Raw genomic sequence first — 15722 nt, 5'->3', positions numbered from 1 at the left:
CGGGCCGCTCAGTCCTTGAAGTTGGCGAAGGTGTCGACGGTGTCGGTCAGCGGCCGCAGGTCGACGCGCAGGAAGCCGGTGGTCGAGCGGTCGAGATCCTGGATGAGGATGATCGCCAGCGAGACCAGGATGCCCATCATGTGAATGGGCAGGCGGATCAGCCGCTTGTCGAGCCCGTCGGAATAGCCGGCCAGGGCGAGGCCGACGAGGGCGAAGCCGTAGAGCGCCAGCAGCACGATGTTCGGTACGTGGTCCCGGAACATCGCCAGCCGCTTCTCGTGATTGTCGAACATCTCGTTGAGCGACTGGAGATAGAGGCCCGTCGGCACCATGCCGGCGTCGCGGGCCTGGGCCTGCTTGGCGAGCTGCCACAGCTTTTCCTGCAGGACGCCGGAGCGGGCGATGGCCGCGTCTCTCTCCAGATCACTCCAGTTGTTGCGGGCGCCCTCGACGCGGATCTGCAGGTAGTCCTTGATGAGGGCGACGCTGTCGGCGTTGATCGGCGCCGGCAGCAATCGCGCCCGCAGTCCGGCCGTGCCGATGGCGTTGGCCTCGTCGACCACCGATTGGCGCCGGCCATCGAAGCGCGACAGCGCCATGGCGAAGGTGAAGCTGATCATCAGCGTCAGCAGGCCGAGCACCGCGCCCTCGAGCGCTCCCAGCCCGCCGCCGCCGCGCGCGGCATTGCGCAGCCCATACTGTCGTCCCGCCTCGGCCGCGGCAGCGATCGCCGCCGTCGACACGAGAAGGATCAGCCACAACGGATAGCTGTTAAGATCCAGCATCGCAGCTCCCCAAACGAAAACCTCCTCTCCCCGATCGAGGAGAGGAGGTCAATCGCCGACCAGGGTCGCCGAGCTTACTTTGCGTACTTGAGGGTGACGCCGGCCACGCCAGCCGCCACGTTGAGGCCCGTGTTGCCCTCGACGCTGACCGGCTGCAGGGTGATGTTCTGGGCGCCGCCGCCGACCAGGACGTTGACCGCCCCGCCGCCGCCGACAGTCGCCTGGGCGGTGCCGCCGACATAGTCGCCCGCGACCGAACCCGGCGCGAGGTTGCCCGGCGCGAACACCAGCCACACCATGTGGCCTTCCTTGGTGAAGCCGATATCGACGCCGAAGCGGGTGATGGAGCCGGTATACTTCTCCGCCACGCCGTCGTTGCGTACGAACAGGCAGTTGAGGTCCTTGGACGAGCCGATGATGAAGCCCATGCCGCCTGCCACCTTGCAGGTGAGCGTGCCGACATTGACGCCGCCCTTGTTCTGGGCCTCGGCGGCTCCGGTGAATGCCGCCAGTGCAATGGCGCCAACGCTTAACAGGGAAATAGCCGTGCGCTTCAACATGTAATTCTCCTCTCCTTCGACGCTGCCGACAATCACGGTGCGGGCCTCAAGGAGCATTGATCTATCGCAAGGGCCTCGGATCGGGTGGGCAACCTACGCCACGAGCGACGAGGCCTTGGCGCGAAGGCTGATCGCCATTGCTCCGTTCAAGGTCTGGTGGTGATCGACGAACTGCCGGGCAAGGGCTTCCAACGCCACCTCGGAGCGGGCCGCGGCGATCGTCGCCTTGAAATCCGTCAACTGTCGCCGTGGCAGGATCGCCACGCCGTGGACCTGGGCGTGATAGGTGACGATGGTCGCGAAGATCGCTTTCTTGTCGGCATGGGGGAGGCGGTCGATGAAGGCATGCCCGACCCGCGCCCCGTCTCGCGTCCTGAGGTAGGTTGCCAGTACGCAGGCGGTGCAGGTCCGTGTCCCGATCGCGCCGAACACCGCATCGGCATAACGGGCCACGTAGCCCGTCTCACCGTTCTCGAGTTGAACCTCGATCAGCATGAGCCGGCGCCGCAGCGCGGACATCAAATCGAACATGCAGGTGAACCGGTATCCGCTGGTACCGCACCATGGCCTCCTCCCGTTTCGCCTTGATGACGTTATGCCGGAGCGGGCCGCAGACCGTCAGTCCTTCTCCGGCACGATCGATGGTGCCACCGGCTGATCGGCGCTGGGCGGCGTGGCTTCCGTCGGCGGCGCCAGCGGACGCGGCGGCTCCGTCGGCAGGAAGGCGGCGACGGCCGCGGCGGTGGCGACGGGATCTTCTTCCATCGGCGCATGGCCCAGGGTGGAGAAGACCGCGAGCTTCGCGCCCTTGATGTCGCCCTGCAAGCGGAACGCGGTGTTCACGGGCACTTGCTGGTCCTTCGCGCCCCAGATGACGAGCGTCGGCACATCAAGGCGCCGGATCGGTGTCGGATCGAGCGGTTCCTGGGTGCGCAGCCGTTGCAAGGTCGCCTGGCGATTGCCCGGATAGCGTTGCAGGTCGCTGTAGCGGCGCAGGCGCTCGGGCGTCACCATGGCCGGATCGGCATAGGTCTCGAGCAGCGCGCGTCGCATCATGCGTTGCGGCTTGAAGTAGATTCCGATGTCGCCGATCAGGCCCAGTCGCGCCAGTCGGGTCGTGAACGGAAGCTCGCCCTCTCCCGGATAGCCGGCCGAATCGACCAGGATCAGCTGGCTGACCCGCTCCGGCCGCGTGCTCGCGAAGCTCCAGGCGACCGCACCGCCCATCGACTGGCCGGCGATGGCGAAGCGGTCGAGGTGCAAGGCGTCGGCGAGTACCTCGATGAAATCGGTGTAGGCCTCGATGGAATATTCGCCGCGCGGCCAGGGGCCGGTCAGCCCATGCCCCGGCAGGTCGACGGAGATGAGGCGGTAACGATCCTTGAGCTGGTCGACCCAGCCTTCCCAGACCTGCAGCGATCCCAGCGAGCCATGGATCAGCAGCAGCGGCATGGCATCGGCCTTGCCCTCGTCGCGGACATGCGCGCGCGCCCCGCCGACATCCAGGAACTGCGAGTGAGCGTTGGCGTATCGCTCGACCAGAAGATCCTTCGGCAGGTCCGGCGAATAGGCCCAGAACACCACGCCGGCCAGCACGCCCGTCGCGAACAGCAGGACGAGCCACCATGGCCGGCGCGGTCCCTCAGCGCGGCGTCGGCGCAACGGCATCGGTACCTTTCTCCTGCATGCCCTTCTCCGGCACGATCGTTTCCCTTGGATGTCCCGAGAGCAGCGCGGCAAGCTTGTCGAGGTCGCGCAACCTCAGTTCCGGCACCGGTGCCGGGTCGATGATCTTCGCCTCGATGAGCCGCGCCAGGATATCGCGATTGAGGTCGTTGTTCACGATCGTGCGGTCGGCGAGCTGCATGACGAAGACGAAGAGCTCGAACTCGAGGCCGGTCGGCGTGACGCGGACGAAACGCACGATCGGCGCCGGCACCCTCAGCACACGTGGATGGGCCAGCGCCGTCTCGCGCAGGATCGCCTCCATCTTCGCGACGTCTGTGCCGAGGCCGACCGTAAGCGGGATGTCGATGCGGCTCGATGTGTCGGCGTAGGTGCGGTTGATCACCGGATTCTGCAGGAACAGGCTGTTGGGCACGATCACGTGCGTGCGCTGGAAGGTCTCGATCTCCGTGGCGCGAATGTTGATGCGTCGCACGAAGCCTTCGAAGCCGTTCACCGACACCCAGTCGCCCGCTTTCACCGGCCGCTCCAGCAGCATGATGACACCGGAGATGATGTTGTTGGCGATGTTCTGCAGGCCGAGGCCGATACCGACCGACAAGGCGCCCAGCACGATGGCGAGGTTGGTGAAGTCGATGCCGAGCGCGCCAACACCGATCAGGATGGCAATGATGACGCCGGCATAGTTGAGCGCGGCGTCGATCGACTGGCGCAAGGGCAGCGGGGCGTCGACCGTGGGCATGACGCGATCGCGCACCACGCTGCGCACCAGCCGCGCCAGCAGCATGGCGATACCGAACGCCAGGATCGCCAGGCCGATATTGCCGAGCGAGATGGTGACGCCGCCGATCTTCACGCCATAGAGCAGATGGCCGAATCCGGTCTGGATGGCGTCGATGTCCATGCCCCAGGCAGCGGGGATGGCGATGCCGAGCAGCGTCACCAGGACGAAATCGATCAGCAGGAGCAGAATGTTCTGGCCATGCAGGTCGGCATCGGGGGCGAGGCCGAAGCGGCGCCGGACCCAGCGGCCCGTCGGCGTGTCCGCTGCCGCGGCCGTCTCGAGCGCATCCCCGCAGAAGCGATGGAACAGCAGGGCCAGCGCCAGCAGCAGCGAGGTGATGGCGATGGCCGAGTGGATATGCGCGGCAAGCGTCGCGTAACCGAGCAGGGCGAAGACGATCGACGACAGGACCGCCACCGAGAGCACCAGCCGGACGATCGACCATTTGGTGCCGCCGACCATCGACGGCAGATCCGAGCCTTCCGGTCGGATCGCCTGCCAGGCCCGGTCCGCCAGCGCGGGCAGGGTCAAAAAGGCCACGGTGGCCGCGAGGACCAGCGCGCCGACCGCCGTCAGCGCTTCGCGATCGGCACCCTGGGTCAGAGCCAGGAACACCATGTCGACAAAGACGCCGACCGCCATGAGGCGGCGCAGGGACGTCGACAGATGCTGGGCGGCCGAATCGGTGAAAGGCAGGACCCTCCAGGCCGGCCGATGCGGCGCCAGCGCCGTTGCCGTCAGGCCAAAGACCAGGAGGAGCGAGATCAGCCGCGAGATGAGCTCGGACAACAGCCGGTCGATGGGCATCGGCGGATGGCTGGCGGCCAGCAGTTTGCCGATCAGCCACACCGCCAGCATCGGCACCAGCACGACACCCACGCCGTCGATCGCCGCGGCGATAGTGCGGTCGCGCTGGCCAGGTTCGGCATGCTCGCCGCGGCCGAAGCGCTGGCGCGCCTGTCGGCCCAGCCACCACAGGGCAATGGTCAGCAACGCCCACCAGATCAGCGGCGTGAGGTCCTCGTCTCCCGAGCGCAGGGAGAAGAGACCGCCTTTCGCCCAGGTGCCCACGGCATCGGACAGACTTTGAACGGCCGACACGAGTTCCGGCCCCATGCGCTGCCAGACCGCCGGCGACAATGGCGACATATCGCGCCGCAGCAGCGTTTGCAGCATCACCTCGCCGCGCAGCTTGGTCATCCGATCGAGCAGCTGGTCGGAGCGCGCGATGATGACCTCGCATTGCTTGACCCGACTCTCGCTGATGGTGGCCTGTTCGGTCAGTCGATCGTGCTCGGCCTTTACGGCATCCGTGTCCGGCGGCGATGGCTGTTCGGCCGTCTTGTCGGTGCCCGCCTTGGGTTCGAGCGGTGCGAGGAGCTTCTTGGTGTCGGCCAGGTCGGAGCGGGCCAGCGCCGCCGCGGCGGCGGCGGCCGTGCGCACGTCGAGGGCTTGCTCGCGCAGGGCGTCGATCTCGCTCGGCTGGAGGTCGGGCTGGTCGGCGCGGCTGGCGATGCGATCGAGCTGCCGGGTCCATAGGGCGACAAGCTGCGAGAACGGCCGCTGCGGCTGTGTGCCGTTCTGGGCGAATGCGGCCAGGGTGCTGGAGCAGAGCACCAGCACGACACAGGCCAATCGGAAGAATCCCCGCATGTCCATCTCAGTAGCACGGGTATCGGAGGGAAGTCCCCGGGATCAGGTCGTCTCGAACGTGGGTCACGGCCACTGAAGCATTGCGATGCGGCTTGAACATTGACAGCTCGGTTACGACGCGGAACGTTGCACCCGAATAAGGTCGATCTCGGGAGGGAATAGGGCATGGTCGGGCAAAGTGGCGTCGGCGAGATCAGGATCAAACCCGATCGGCTCCATGCCTTCACCGTCGCGATCTGCCGCGCCGACGGCAGCTCGGCCGAGGAAGCCAAGCTGGTAGCCGATCAACTGGTCCTGGCCAACCTGTTCGGCCATGACAGCCACGGCGTCGGCATGATGCCGTCCTACATCCAGAACACGACGACCGGACGCTGTATTCGTAATCACCATGCAACTATCGTCAAGGACAATGGCGCTGTCATTGTGATCGACGGCGGCGCCGGCTATGGGCAGGTCATCGCCAAGGAAGCGATGGATATCGGCATCGAGCGCGCAACAAAACACGGCGTGTGTGTCGTCGGCCTGACCAACTCGCATCACATCGGCCGCATCGGCCATTGGGCGGAACAATGCGCGCGCGCCGGCCTGGTCAGCACGCACTGGGTCAATGTGCATGGCCACAAGTCGCTGGTGGCGCCGTTCGCGGGCGCCGAGGCGCGCTTCACGACCAATCCCTACTGCACGGCGATTCCACGCAAGGGCCACGAACCGATCGTGCTCGATTTCGCCACCAGCCAGGTCGCGATGGGCAAGGTGCGCGTGGCCAACAACAAGAAGGTGGAGATGGAGTCCGGGCTGCTGATCGATGCCGAGGGCCGGCCGACAGTGGATCCCGCCGTGATGTACAACTCGCCTTATGGTGCCATCCTGCCGTTCGGCCTGCACAAGGGGGGCGGACTCGCCGTGATCTGCGATCTGCTGGCCGGTGCGCTCACGGGCGGCCGCACGCACAGCCCGCGCACCATCAAGAAGGACGGGCACGACATCATCAACAACATGCTGTCGGTCATCATCGATCCCGAGACGATGGGCGGCACCGAGTTCTTCGAGGACGAGGTCGAGACCTTCTTCAAATGGGTCAAGTCCGCCAGACCTCAGCCCGGGGTCGAGGAAGTGCTGATGCCGGGCGAGCCCGAACGGGCACGGCGACAAGATCGCGAGAAGAACGGGATTCCGATCGATACGACCACGTGGCAGCAACTGCTCGACGTGGCGCGCAAGGTTCGGGTCAACGATACGGAGATACCGCATGTCACCTCGACCTGAAGTGACGGCGGGATAGGGGAGAGACAACAATGGCCAGAATGAAGCTCTATTATTCGCCGGCCTCGCCCTACGCCCGCAAGGTCCGGGTGATGGCCATCGAGACCGGCCTCGACAAGAAGATCGAGATGGTGAACGTGGCGCTGTCGCCGGTGGCGCCTAACGCCGACGTCGACAAGCACAACCCCATCGGCAAGATTCCGGTGCTGTCGGTGAAGGGCATGGACCTCTTCGACTCGCCGGTGATCTGCGAGTACCTCGACAGTCATCACAAGGGGCGGAAGCTGTTCCCGCGCAAGGGTCGCGAGCGATGGATGGCGCTGCGTCAGCAGGCCATGGCCGACGGCCTGCTCGATGCCGCCTTGCTGGCCCGCTACGAAGGCGCCCTGCGGCCCGAGGAAAAGCGCTGGTCCGACTGGAGCAAGGGCCAGATGAAGAAGATCGAGGGGGTGCTGACCCAGCTCGATGCCGAGGCCAAGGCCCTGAAGGGCAAGCCCACGATCGGCACCATCTCCGTCGCCTGTGCGCTCGGTTACCTCGATCTTCGCTTCGCTGCTTTCGATTGGCGCGCACGGTATTCCAAGCTCGCCAAGTGGTTCGCCGCGATCGCCAAGACGCCGTCGATGAAGGCGACCGTGCCGCCCCCGGGCTGAGCGATGGCTGCGACCGCAGACGACATCATTGCCCGCCTCGGGCTGCAACCGCATCCCGAGGGCGGTCATTATCGCGAGATGTATCGCGCCGCCGACCGGCCGCGCGGTGCCAGCACGGCGATCTACTTCCTGCTCAAGGCCGGCGAGCGCTCGCACTGGCATCGCGTCGATGCCGACGAGATCTGGCACTTCTACGCCGGGGCGCCTTTGGAGTTGTCGCTCAGCGAGGATGGCTACAAGAAGCACGCGTTGCGTCTCGGCGGCGATTTCGAGATTGGCGAGATGCCACAGGCGGTGGTGCGGCGCGGCGTCTGGCAGGCAGCCCGCTCGCTCGGCCACTGGACCCTGGTTGGATGCACTGTCGCTCCCGCCTTCCAGTTCGAGGGGTTCGAACTCGCCCCGCCGGGCTGGGAACCTTCGTGACGGCAACGGCCGTTCTGGCGGTCAGCGCTTCCACATCTCGCGCGAGGCCAGCACGGCGCCGGCCGTCACCAGTAGGGCGGCCAGCAGCAGGGATCGGGTCGGATCGGCCAGGCCGCACAGGATAAGCAGCGTGGTCGAGAGGATCGGCGCCGCGTAGCTGAGCGCACCCAGGGCCCGGATGTCGCCGCGCTTGACCGCATGATCCCACAGATAGAAGGCGCCGCCGGTCGGGCCGATCCCGAGCGCGATCACGGCGAGCCAGGCGGTCGTCGTCGCCGGCCAGACCGTCGCTTCGAACAGCAGGTGGCACACCAGCGAGAGCAACGAGGCCGCGGTGCAGAAGGCGGCGATCGCATCGGTCGGAGTCTCGCCGAAGCGGCGCGACAGGACCGAGTAGAGCGACCAGGTGACGGCGCAACCCAAGGCCAGTAGATAGCCAAAGGCATGGGCGGCGTCGAAGGTCAGACCGCGCCCGAAGGCGAGCAAGGCGACCCCGGCGAAGCCCAGCGCCGCCCCCATGATGTGGGACCAGCCCAGGCGCTGGCCGGCGAGGGGCGCCGACAGCAGGACGATGAGCAGCGGCCACAGATAGTTCACCAGATTGGCCTCGGCCGGTGGGGCAAGCTGCAGGGCCGCGAAGTACAGCGCGTGATAGCCGAACAGTCCTGCCACGCCCAGCAACCAGACGCGTCCTGGCCAGCGCAGCAGGTCGAGCCAGCCCAGGCCGCGGCGGCGTGCCCGGACGATGCCGATCGTGGCGCCGATGGCAAAGGTCATGGCCACCATCTGGAAGGGCGGCACCGGACCGGCCAGCACCGACAGCGTGGCCAACGCGCCCCACAGGCCGATGGCGGCAAGGCCGGCGGCCATGGCCCGGTTGCGTTCGAGGGTGACGATCGTCATAGGCCGCGCTTAGAGAAGGTTGGATGGCCTGTCGAGGGGATTAGCGCTGCCGGGATGGACGGGATGACTTTCAGCGTTACGATGCCGTGACAGTGGAGACGGTATGATCTTTCGCGCGGCCAACCCGGTAAGCCATCGCCTGGCGCGTATGGCTTTCTACTTGGCTTGCCTGGCGGCGCCGGTCGTGGCGATCGCCGGACCGCTGCACCGTTATCTCGGCCTCGATCGCGATATCGCGCTGGATGTCTTCCGCTATGGCTTCTACCTCGCCACCGGCGCCATTGCCCTCGGGCTCGCCACGGTGGTCCCGACACGTCCGGGCGAACGACGGCGCGGCTTCCTCGCGGCCCTGCTCGCCTTGGGGATCGGTATCGCGGCCGCCTGGGCGCCGCTTTCCTGGCTGATGCATGCCTATCGGGCGCCGGCGCTGAACGACATCACGACCGATACGGAGGATCCGCCCAAGCTGGTCGTCACCGCGAAGATGCGCCAGGGCGCAACCAACGACCCCGCCTATCCGGGGCCGAGTGCCGCCGAGCTGCAGCATGCGATCTATCCGGATCTGACACCGATCAAGCTACGCATCGCGCCGGCCGAAGCCTTCAAGCGGGTCGATCAGGTCGCGATGGAGATGGGCTGGGACGTGGTGGCGCGGGCACCGTCTGAGGGACGGATCGAGGCGGTCGCGACCAGCCCCTGGTTCGGTTTCCAGGACGATATCTCGATCCGGATCCGCAAGGATGGACCGGATGGCAGCCGCATCGACATTCGCTCGAAGAGCCGGACCGGTAAGTCCGATCTCGGCGTGAACGCCGAACGCATCCGGACCTTCGCCACCCGTTTGCTGCAGCAGGGATCTTGAAGCCGCCGACGCTCAGGCGATGGCGGATGGCAGCGTGAAGCGGAAGGTGGTGCCCTGCGGGCCGGTGGCATTCAGCATGATCTCGCCACTATGGGCCTGCACGAGATCGCGCGCGATCGCGAGTCCAAGACCTGCCCCGCCAGCGCGGCCGCCGGTCGTGAACGGCCGGAAGAGCTGGGCCATCACTTCGGGAGGGATGCCGACGCCATTGTCGGCGACGTCGACGGCCAGACAGGGCCCCTCATCCTGTGCCGTGATCGTGACCGTCGTTGCGCCGGCTTCGAAGGCGTTGCGGCCGAGATTGGTGAAGACGCGATAGAGCAGATCGCGATCGGCCTGCAGCCGCCGCTCGCACTCCAGCGCGTTGATCCAGTTGCGCAGCAGGTTCGGATCGCTTTCTTCGCCCTGCTCCTGCAAGGCAACCCCCACCTCGTCGACGAGGTCGCTGAGGTCGAACCAGGTCAGCCGGGGAGTCGGTCGGTCCCGCACATATTCGATCGCCTCGCTGGCCAGTCGCGTCGCGCGGTCGATCGTTCTCAGGATCGTCGGTGCGAACTTGCGGGTGCGTTCGTCGTCGCTCTGCGCCAGGCGATCCGACAATAGCCGCGCAGTCGACAGCATGTTGCGCAGATCGTGATTGATCTTGTTCGAGGCGGCGCCGATCTCCGCCAGCCGCGATTTCTGGCGTAGCGAGGCGCGTAGCTCGCGTTGCAGGTTGCGGAACTCGCGATCGACAATGCCGATCTCGTCGTCACGACCGCTGGTCGGCCGTTCGCGTCCAAGCTCCTCCGGCGCGCGCCGGAAGGCGGTCATATCCTCGGACAGATCCTGCAGCGGCCGGATCACCAGCCAGCGCAACGCGAGGAACAGCAGCGAGGCGGTGAAGGCGGCGACGATCGCCGACAGCATCAGCATGCGTCCGGCATAGGCGTACATGGCGATGCGGATCGGCAGCTCGTCGACGACGATCCAAACCATGGCGTGCGGCAGGCGCATGGATTCGCCGCCGACGCGGATGTAGTACGAGCCATCGCGCGCCATCGCCACCAGCGCATCCCAGATCAGTCCGATGGCGCCCCGCTCCTTCAGGTTGAAGGTCGGCATGTCCGGTCGTGGCAGAATGTTGAGCAGCGCCCGCTTGGGCCGATTCGGCTCGATCAGCACCACCGCATCGACACGCGCGTTGTTCAGCAGCGTGCGCTTCACGTCTTCCGTGACCATGTTGTCGGGCGTGGCATCGAGCGCCAGGGCCGCCAGCGTGCCGCTCTCGATCAGCTGTTCGAGATGGGCCATGCGGAAGCGCCCGATCATCGGCAGGAACAGCAGCATCTCGGCGGCCATGATGGCGGCGACGACCAGGCCCATGATGCGCCAGGTGAGGCCGAAGGCCGGGACGAAGCGCGTTGCCTGCCGCGCCGATGGGGCGTGGATGGTGATATCGGCGGCCATTGCCCGGATATTATCGGAGACGGACCCGCCAGCCTAGCGCGCTGCCCCGCGGGTGCGGCCGCCGGTCGCCCGGGCCGGGAAACCGGTCTTTCTGCAGAATCCGTTCCAGAATGCCCCGCCCCAATTGCACGGGCGCCGAGGGTTGGGGGCAGCCGCTGCGTCGCTTCCGCATTATTCTGTAGCGCACGTTCCAGAATAATGGTTGCATGCCGCCCATGGCCCGTCTCAAGGCTTTCGACGAAGATCAGGCGCTCGACTCGGCGGTCGATTGCTTCTGGGCGCGGGGTTACGAGGCGAGTTCGGTGCGCGACCTGGCGGAAGCCATGGGGATCGGCAGCGCCAGCTTCTACAACGCCTATGGCGACAAGCGCGAACTCTTCCGGCGTTCCCTGGAGCGCTATGCCAATCGCTCGATGCGCGAGCGCATCGCCCGGATCGAGGCACGCCACGCCCCGAAGCAGGCAATCGAGGCCTTTTTGGCGGAGATCATCGAGCGCTCGGTCAAGGATCCTGACTGCAAAGGCTGCCTGCTCGTGAACTCCGCTCTCGATGTCGCCACGCGCGACGCCGAGCTGGGCCGCCTGGTCGCGGGCTACCTGGACGAGATCCGGGCGTTCTTTCGCCGCAATCTGGAAGCGGCAGCGCGCCAGGCGCAGGTGCCCGCCGATATCGATCCCGCAACCATCTCTGCCCATCTCCTGGGCGTGGTCCTCGGCATTCGCGTCCTGGCTCGCACCGGCGCCAAGCGGCGCGTCCTCGACAGTGTTGCACAGCCCGCCCTCGCGCTTCTGGAGATGGCACCGTGATCGACCATCTCAACGTCCTCAACGTCGATCTTCTGCAGGCTCTGCCGGATGACGGACCCGTCACGATGCTGAACCTGATGCGCTTCCGCGAACGCTCGCGCGACGGCAACGGCAGCGGCTGGGATGCCTATCTCCGCTACAGCGCCCTGTCGATCAAGCTGATCAAGGCCCAGGGCGGAACGATCGTCTGGACGGGCGAGGCGCAGGCGGTGGCGCTGGGCGTGCCCGAGGCGCATCGCTGGGACTATGTCGCGCTGGTCCGCTATCCGTCGCGGGCCTCCTTCATCGCCATGATGACGTCGTCCGATTATGCCCGCGCCAACGTCGAGCGCGAGAATGCCTGTACCGACCACGCCATCGTCGCCGTTCGTGAAACCTACACCAAGCTTGCCAAGCCCTGATGGAGGACCGACCGATGTCTCTGGAAGAAAAGCTCGCCGCCACTCGCGCGGCCTCGGCGACGCGTATTCCCCCCGAAAGCCAGGCGATCATGCACCGGGCCACCGAGGACCTGCGCCGTTCCGGTATTCTCGACCGCATCGTGCCGGTGGGCGGCAGGATGCCGGCCTTCGAGCTGTCCAACCACGACGGCAGGCGCGTGTCGTCGGAGGATCTGCTGGCCGGCGGCCCGCTGGTCCTATCCTTCTTCCGGGGATCGTGGTGACCCTACTGCAGACATGAGCTGGACGCTCTGCAGACCATCTACGCCGATATCGCCGCCCTTGGGGCATCCTTGGTTGTGATCTCGCCAGAACTGCCCGCGCGCGTTGCGGACATGGCGGCCAAGCAGAAACTCACTTTTCCGATCCTGTGGGACGAGAAGTCGGCCGTCGCCGAGGCGTTCGGTCTTGCCTTCACGCTGCCCGACGACCTGCGAAAGGTCTATCTCAGCTTCGGCAACGACCTTGCCGTCCGCAATGGCGATCCCTCGTGGCGCCTGCCGGTGCCGGCGCGTTTCGTGATCGACGACGGCGGCATCGTGCGATCGGTCGAGGCCGATCCCGACTATACCCATCGCCCCGAGCCCGAGAGCACGCTCGAGGCGCTGCGCAAGATCGTAGGTTAGGAACATCGGACAGCGGAGACAGAATATGGTGAAGCGTCTCGACGAAATGCCGGAGGTCGAAGCCAATCATCTTCGCCGTATCGAGTGCCCGACTTACGACGACACGCCTCTGCTGCCCGGCAAGCCTCTCGCCGAGCGCCGCGTTGCGATCATCTCGACGGCGGGCCTGCATCGTCGCGGGGACCGGCCGTTTCGCCCGGGCGATGGCAGCTATCGGGTGATTCCCGAGCAGACGCCCGCCAACGAACTGGTCATGAGCCATATCTCGGTCAATTTCGACCGCACCGGCTTCCAACAGGATCTCAACGTCGCGTTTCCGATCGATCGGCTGCGCGAACTGGTGGCCGACGACACCGTGGGATCGATGGCGTCGGTGCACTATTCCTTCATGGGTGCCTTTCCGCCTGAAGCGGCGCAGCCCCATGCCAAACATCTGGCCGGTCTTCTGAAAGCCGACAAGGTCGACGCTGCTCTGCTTGTGCCGGTTTGACCCGCTTGCACGCGTGCCGTGGGCGCGCTGGGCCATTTCCTCGAACGCGAAGGCATTCCCACGGTCGGGATCAGCCTGGTGCGCGAGCATACCGAGACGGTGCGACCGCCCCGGGCGCTCTGGGTGACCTTCGATCTCGGCCGGCCGCTCGGCATTCCCGACGATCCGCCGTTCCAGCGGCGCGTCGTGAAGGCAGCCCTCGACCTGCTCGCGCGGACCGACGGCCCGATAATCGTCGATTACCCCGAATTCGTGACGGAAGAGGCCGACTTCACCGGCTGGGCCTGCCCGATCAATCTGGCACCGACCGAAGTCGACACGCTTGCCGCGGAGATCGACCGGCTGGCCGCCTGGTATGATCGTGCCAGCGCGACGAACGGGCGAACGACGGTTGGGGTCTCCGGCCTCGATATGCCGGCGGCGGGCATGCTGGTGACGCAGGCTCTCGACGGTGAGTTGCCCGCAGCGCAGGCGCTTAAGGAAGCGGTCGATGATCTCAAGGCCTACTACCTCGAGGCGGCCTCGGCCTTCCCCGATCCCGGCACGGCAAAAACCCGCAAGGAGTGGTTCTGGAGCGAGACGCGGCTTGCCGCGGCATTGTTGGCGCTGCAACCCAAGCTCGCGGCCAGCAGCGATCCGCAGCACAGGATCCTCGGAAACCTCACCTTGATCCCGGCCACCGAGCGACACCGCGTCGACCGCTCCTGACTCGTCAGAGCCGCGCGCTGGGATCGGTGGCGGCAAATGCCGAGCGCGAGGAAAGAAGCGTCCACCAAGCGGCAAGTCGCGGATAGCGCCGCAGGAGGGCCGCTCCTTCAGGCGCCTGAACGAAATAGGCGATCATCGCCCCCAGATGCAGGTCGGCCAGGGACAGCGCTGGTCCCGTCAGGAAAGTGTCGGGGCCGGCCAGTCTCTCCAGCGCCGCCAGGACCTTGGGCGCGGCGGCCAGGCCCTGGGCGATCTCGGCCTCGTCCGCCGGCCGGCCGAGCCGGGGGCGCATGACGCGATGGGCGAACACTTGCCGCACCAGCGGCCAATAGGCGTAGGAATCGACTACGCCGATGATCTGGTCCATCCGCGCCAGCGCCTCCAGGGCGGTTGGCTGCAACGCCGGCGAAGGGAAGCGCCGGTCGAGATAGCGGGTGATCGCCCCTGTCTCGTAGAGGACGAAACCGCCGTCGACGAGGGTGGGGACGCGGCCGAAGGGATGCAGCTCGAGATAGGGCCCGAGGTCGGGCTTGAACGGATCGACCTCGACGAGTTCATAAGAACACGCCTTCTCCGCCAGGGTCAGGCGGGCGATGCGGACATAGACGCTATGGATGTAGCCATGCAGGACGAGGGCCATGGCGCCATTCTAGCCGGACGCCGCTGGCGTTGACTCAGGCCGCGCGCGCGCTTATTACCCACGCCCACCAGAATTCGCCCCCGCTGCTAGCGCGCGGGGGCTTGTCTTTGAAGGAGTTGCGTCATGAAACGCACCTATCAGCCGAGCAAGCTGATCCGCAAGCGGCGGCATGGCTTCCGGTCCCGCATGGCGACGGTCGGCGGCCGCAAGGTCATTGCCAACCGCCGCAGGTCGGGCCGCAAGCGCCTGTCTGCCTAATCCAGGCTTTTGTTCCTTGACCCCGGCGCGCCCCGGGCGTCTTCCCAAGCGTAGGGATTTCCTGCGCGTCCAGGCCGGGCGCCGCTGCGCCATGCCGGGATTCGTGCTTCAGGCGGCCCCGGTGCCGCCCGACCTTGCCATTCCGGCCGTCCGGGTTGGTTTCACGGTCAGCCGCAAGGTAGGCAATGCGGTCGTCCGCAATCGCGTCCGTCGCCGCCTGCGGGAGATCGCCCGGCAGGTGATACCGGCCCAGGCCAAGTCCGATCTCGATTATGTCCTGGTCGGCCGCCAGGGCGCCATCGACCGCGACTTCGCGCTGCTCCGGCAGGAGCTGGTCGAGGCGCTGCGCCGGCTGAAGGCGCTCGGCCCACCCCGAGACATCGCGACGCCATGACCGCTCAAGGATGGCTTGCGCCCGCCCCGGCAAATCGCCAGTTTCCGGGCCGCATGATGTCCCTGGCCCTGCCCTCGATGCTCCTGAAGGGCGCGATCCGTCTCTATCAATTGACGCTCGCCTATTTCTTCGTCGGCGCTTGCCGCTACGAGCCGTCCTGTTCGGCCTATGCGGCCGAGGCCATCACGGTGCACGGCGCCGTGAAGGGTAGCTATCTTGCCGCCCGTCGCCTGTGCCGCTGCCACCCCTGGGGCGCGGGCGGCTACGACCCGGTCCCGCCGGCCCGCTCGGCGACGCGTCGCGGCGGCCTTTCCTGTCACACTGTTGAGCACCCCTGAA

Annotated in this window: 20 protein-coding genes and 1 pseudogene; 13 read left to right on the top strand and 8 right to left on the bottom strand. The window is 66.5% G+C overall.

Annotated elements, in window-relative coordinates; translation table 11 throughout:
* Positions 1-8: 8 nt before the first annotated feature.
* The 5 genes from B5D62_RS16455 to B5D62_RS16435 form a co-directional block, all read right to left on the bottom strand.
* The gene (locus B5D62_RS16455) at positions 9-785 is read right to left on the bottom strand and encodes a bestrophin-like domain (protein WP_085934995.1); all 777 of its coding nucleotides are present in this window, start codon (positions 783-785) and stop codon (positions 9-11) included.
* Positions 786-859: 74 nt separating this feature from the next.
* On the bottom strand, positions 860-1402 hold the full coding sequence (locus B5D62_RS16450; protein ID WP_218191099.1) for a DUF992 domain-containing protein: 543 nt from the start codon (positions 1400-1402) through the stop codon (positions 860-862).
* A 36-nt stretch (positions 1403-1438) separates the two neighbouring features.
* Entirely contained in the window at positions 1439-1876 is a 438-nt protein-coding gene (locus B5D62_RS16445) for a hypothetical protein (RefSeq protein WP_085934994.1), read from the bottom strand.
* Positions 1877-1963: 87 nt separating this feature from the next.
* On the bottom strand, positions 1964-3013 hold the full coding sequence (locus B5D62_RS16440) for an alpha/beta fold hydrolase (protein ID WP_085934993.1): 1050 nt from the start codon (positions 3011-3013) through the stop codon (positions 1964-1966).
* On the bottom strand, positions 2988-5468 hold the full coding sequence (locus B5D62_RS16435) for a DUF3772 domain-containing protein (RefSeq protein WP_170920972.1): 2481 nt from the start codon (positions 5466-5468) through the stop codon (positions 2988-2990). Before B5D62_RS16435 ends, B5D62_RS16440 begins: the two co-directional genes overlap by 26 nt.
* 165 nt (positions 5469-5633) lie before the next feature.
* Here B5D62_RS16435 and B5D62_RS16430 point away from each other — a divergent pair, with 165 nt between their 5' ends.
* Genes B5D62_RS16430 through B5D62_RS34010 form a run of 3 tightly spaced genes read left to right on the top strand, consistent with a single transcriptional unit; the run spans position 5634 to position 7807 of the window.
* Complete coding sequence (locus B5D62_RS16430; protein ID WP_085934991.1) at positions 5634-6734, top strand: malate/lactate/ureidoglycolate dehydrogenase; 1101 nt, start codon at positions 5634-5636, stop codon at positions 6732-6734.
* 29 nt (positions 6735-6763) lie between these two features.
* Positions 6764-7384: a glutathione S-transferase gene (locus B5D62_RS34015; RefSeq protein WP_231714832.1), complete on the top strand. Its 621-nt coding sequence runs from the start codon at positions 6764-6766 to the stop codon at positions 7382-7384.
* A 3-nt stretch (positions 7385-7387) separates the two neighbouring features.
* Complete coding sequence (locus B5D62_RS34010) at positions 7388-7807, top strand: cupin domain-containing protein (RefSeq protein ID WP_085934989.1); 420 nt, start codon at positions 7388-7390, stop codon at positions 7805-7807.
* A 21-nt stretch (positions 7808-7828) separates the two neighbouring features.
* On the opposite strand, the gene yddG is transcribed toward B5D62_RS34010, so the two are convergent.
* Positions 7829-8710, bottom strand: a complete 882-nt coding sequence (gene yddG, locus B5D62_RS16415) for an aromatic amino acid exporter YddG (RefSeq protein WP_085934988.1) — start codon at positions 8708-8710, stop codon at positions 7829-7831.
* Positions 8711-8813: 103 nt separating this feature from the next.
* Between yddG and B5D62_RS16410 the strand changes: the two genes are divergently transcribed.
* The gene (locus B5D62_RS16410) at positions 8814-9572 is read left to right on the top strand and encodes a DUF1499 domain-containing protein (RefSeq protein ID WP_085934987.1); all 759 of its coding nucleotides are present in this window, start codon (positions 8814-8816) and stop codon (positions 9570-9572) included.
* 12 nt (positions 9573-9584) lie between these two features.
* Here B5D62_RS16410 and B5D62_RS16405 read toward each other — a convergent pair whose 3' ends face one another.
* The gene (locus B5D62_RS16405) at positions 9585-11021 is read right to left on the bottom strand and encodes a sensor histidine kinase (RefSeq protein ID WP_085934986.1); all 1437 of its coding nucleotides are present in this window, start codon (positions 11019-11021) and stop codon (positions 9585-9587) included.
* Positions 11022-11236: 215 nt separating this feature from the next.
* Here B5D62_RS16405 and B5D62_RS16400 point away from each other — a divergent pair, with 215 nt between their 5' ends.
* From B5D62_RS16400 to B5D62_RS16380, 6 genes and pseudogenes are all read left to right on the top strand, one after another.
* Entirely contained in the window at positions 11237-11827 is a 591-nt protein-coding gene (locus B5D62_RS16400) for a TetR/AcrR family transcriptional regulator (RefSeq protein ID WP_085935151.1), read from the top strand.
* Positions 11824-12228 carry a DUF1330 domain-containing protein gene (locus tag B5D62_RS16395; protein ID WP_218191098.1) on the top strand — a complete coding sequence of 135 codons (405 nt, stop codon included), beginning with the start codon at positions 11824-11826 and terminating at the stop codon, positions 12226-12228. Before B5D62_RS16400 ends, B5D62_RS16395 begins: the two co-directional genes overlap by 4 nt.
* A 14-nt stretch (positions 12229-12242) precedes the next feature.
* Positions 12243-12491: a redoxin domain-containing protein gene (locus B5D62_RS32920; protein WP_139373925.1), complete on the top strand. Its 249-nt coding sequence runs from the start codon at positions 12243-12245 to the stop codon at positions 12489-12491.
* 12 nt (positions 12492-12503) lie between these two features.
* A pseudogene (locus B5D62_RS32915) lies at positions 12504-12893 on the top strand (redoxin domain-containing protein); the annotation flags it as partial.
* Between the two features lie 25 nt (positions 12894-12918).
* Entirely contained in the window at positions 12919-13383 is a 465-nt protein-coding gene (locus tag B5D62_RS16385) for a glycine/sarcosine/betaine reductase selenoprotein B family protein (protein ID WP_218191097.1), read from the top strand.
* A gap of 18 nt (positions 13384-13401) precedes the next feature.
* The gene (locus tag B5D62_RS16380; protein WP_085934984.1) at positions 13402-14091 is read left to right on the top strand and encodes a hypothetical protein; all 690 of its coding nucleotides are present in this window, start codon (positions 13402-13404) and stop codon (positions 14089-14091) included.
* Between the two features lie 4 nt (positions 14092-14095).
* On the opposite strand, the gene B5D62_RS16375 is transcribed toward B5D62_RS16380, so the two are convergent.
* Entirely contained in the window at positions 14096-14731 is a 636-nt protein-coding gene (locus B5D62_RS16375) for a glutathione S-transferase family protein (protein ID WP_085934983.1), read from the bottom strand.
* Between the two features lie 123 nt (positions 14732-14854).
* Between B5D62_RS16375 and rpmH the strand changes: the two genes are divergently transcribed.
* Genes rpmH through yidD form a run of 3 tightly spaced genes read left to right on the top strand, consistent with a single transcriptional unit; the run spans position 14855 to position 15721 of the window.
* Positions 14855-14989 carry a 50S ribosomal protein L34 gene (rpmH, locus tag B5D62_RS16370; RefSeq protein WP_085934982.1) on the top strand — a complete coding sequence of 45 codons (135 nt, stop codon included), beginning with the start codon at positions 14855-14857 and terminating at the stop codon, positions 14987-14989.
* A gap of 16 nt (positions 14990-15005) precedes the next feature.
* Positions 15006-15383 carry a ribonuclease P protein component gene (rnpA, locus tag B5D62_RS33395; RefSeq protein ID WP_231714831.1) on the top strand — a complete coding sequence of 126 codons (378 nt, stop codon included), beginning with the start codon at positions 15006-15008 and terminating at the stop codon, positions 15381-15383.
* Positions 15380-15721 carry a membrane protein insertion efficiency factor YidD gene (gene yidD / locus B5D62_RS16360; protein WP_231714830.1) on the top strand — a complete coding sequence of 114 codons (342 nt, stop codon included), beginning with the start codon at positions 15380-15382 and terminating at the stop codon, positions 15719-15721. The genes rnpA and yidD overlap by 4 nt, the downstream gene beginning before the upstream one ends.
* The last annotated feature ends 1 nt before the right edge of the window (position 15722 follow it).

It is taken from the genome of Enhydrobacter aerosaccus (assembly GCF_900167455.1).
GTDB classification, from domain to species: domain Bacteria; phylum Pseudomonadota; class Alphaproteobacteria; order Reyranellales; family Reyranellaceae; genus Reyranella; species Reyranella aerosaccus.
The sequence above is the reverse complement of the archived record's forward strand: the minus strand, read 5'-3'. Positions and strand labels throughout refer to the sequence as shown.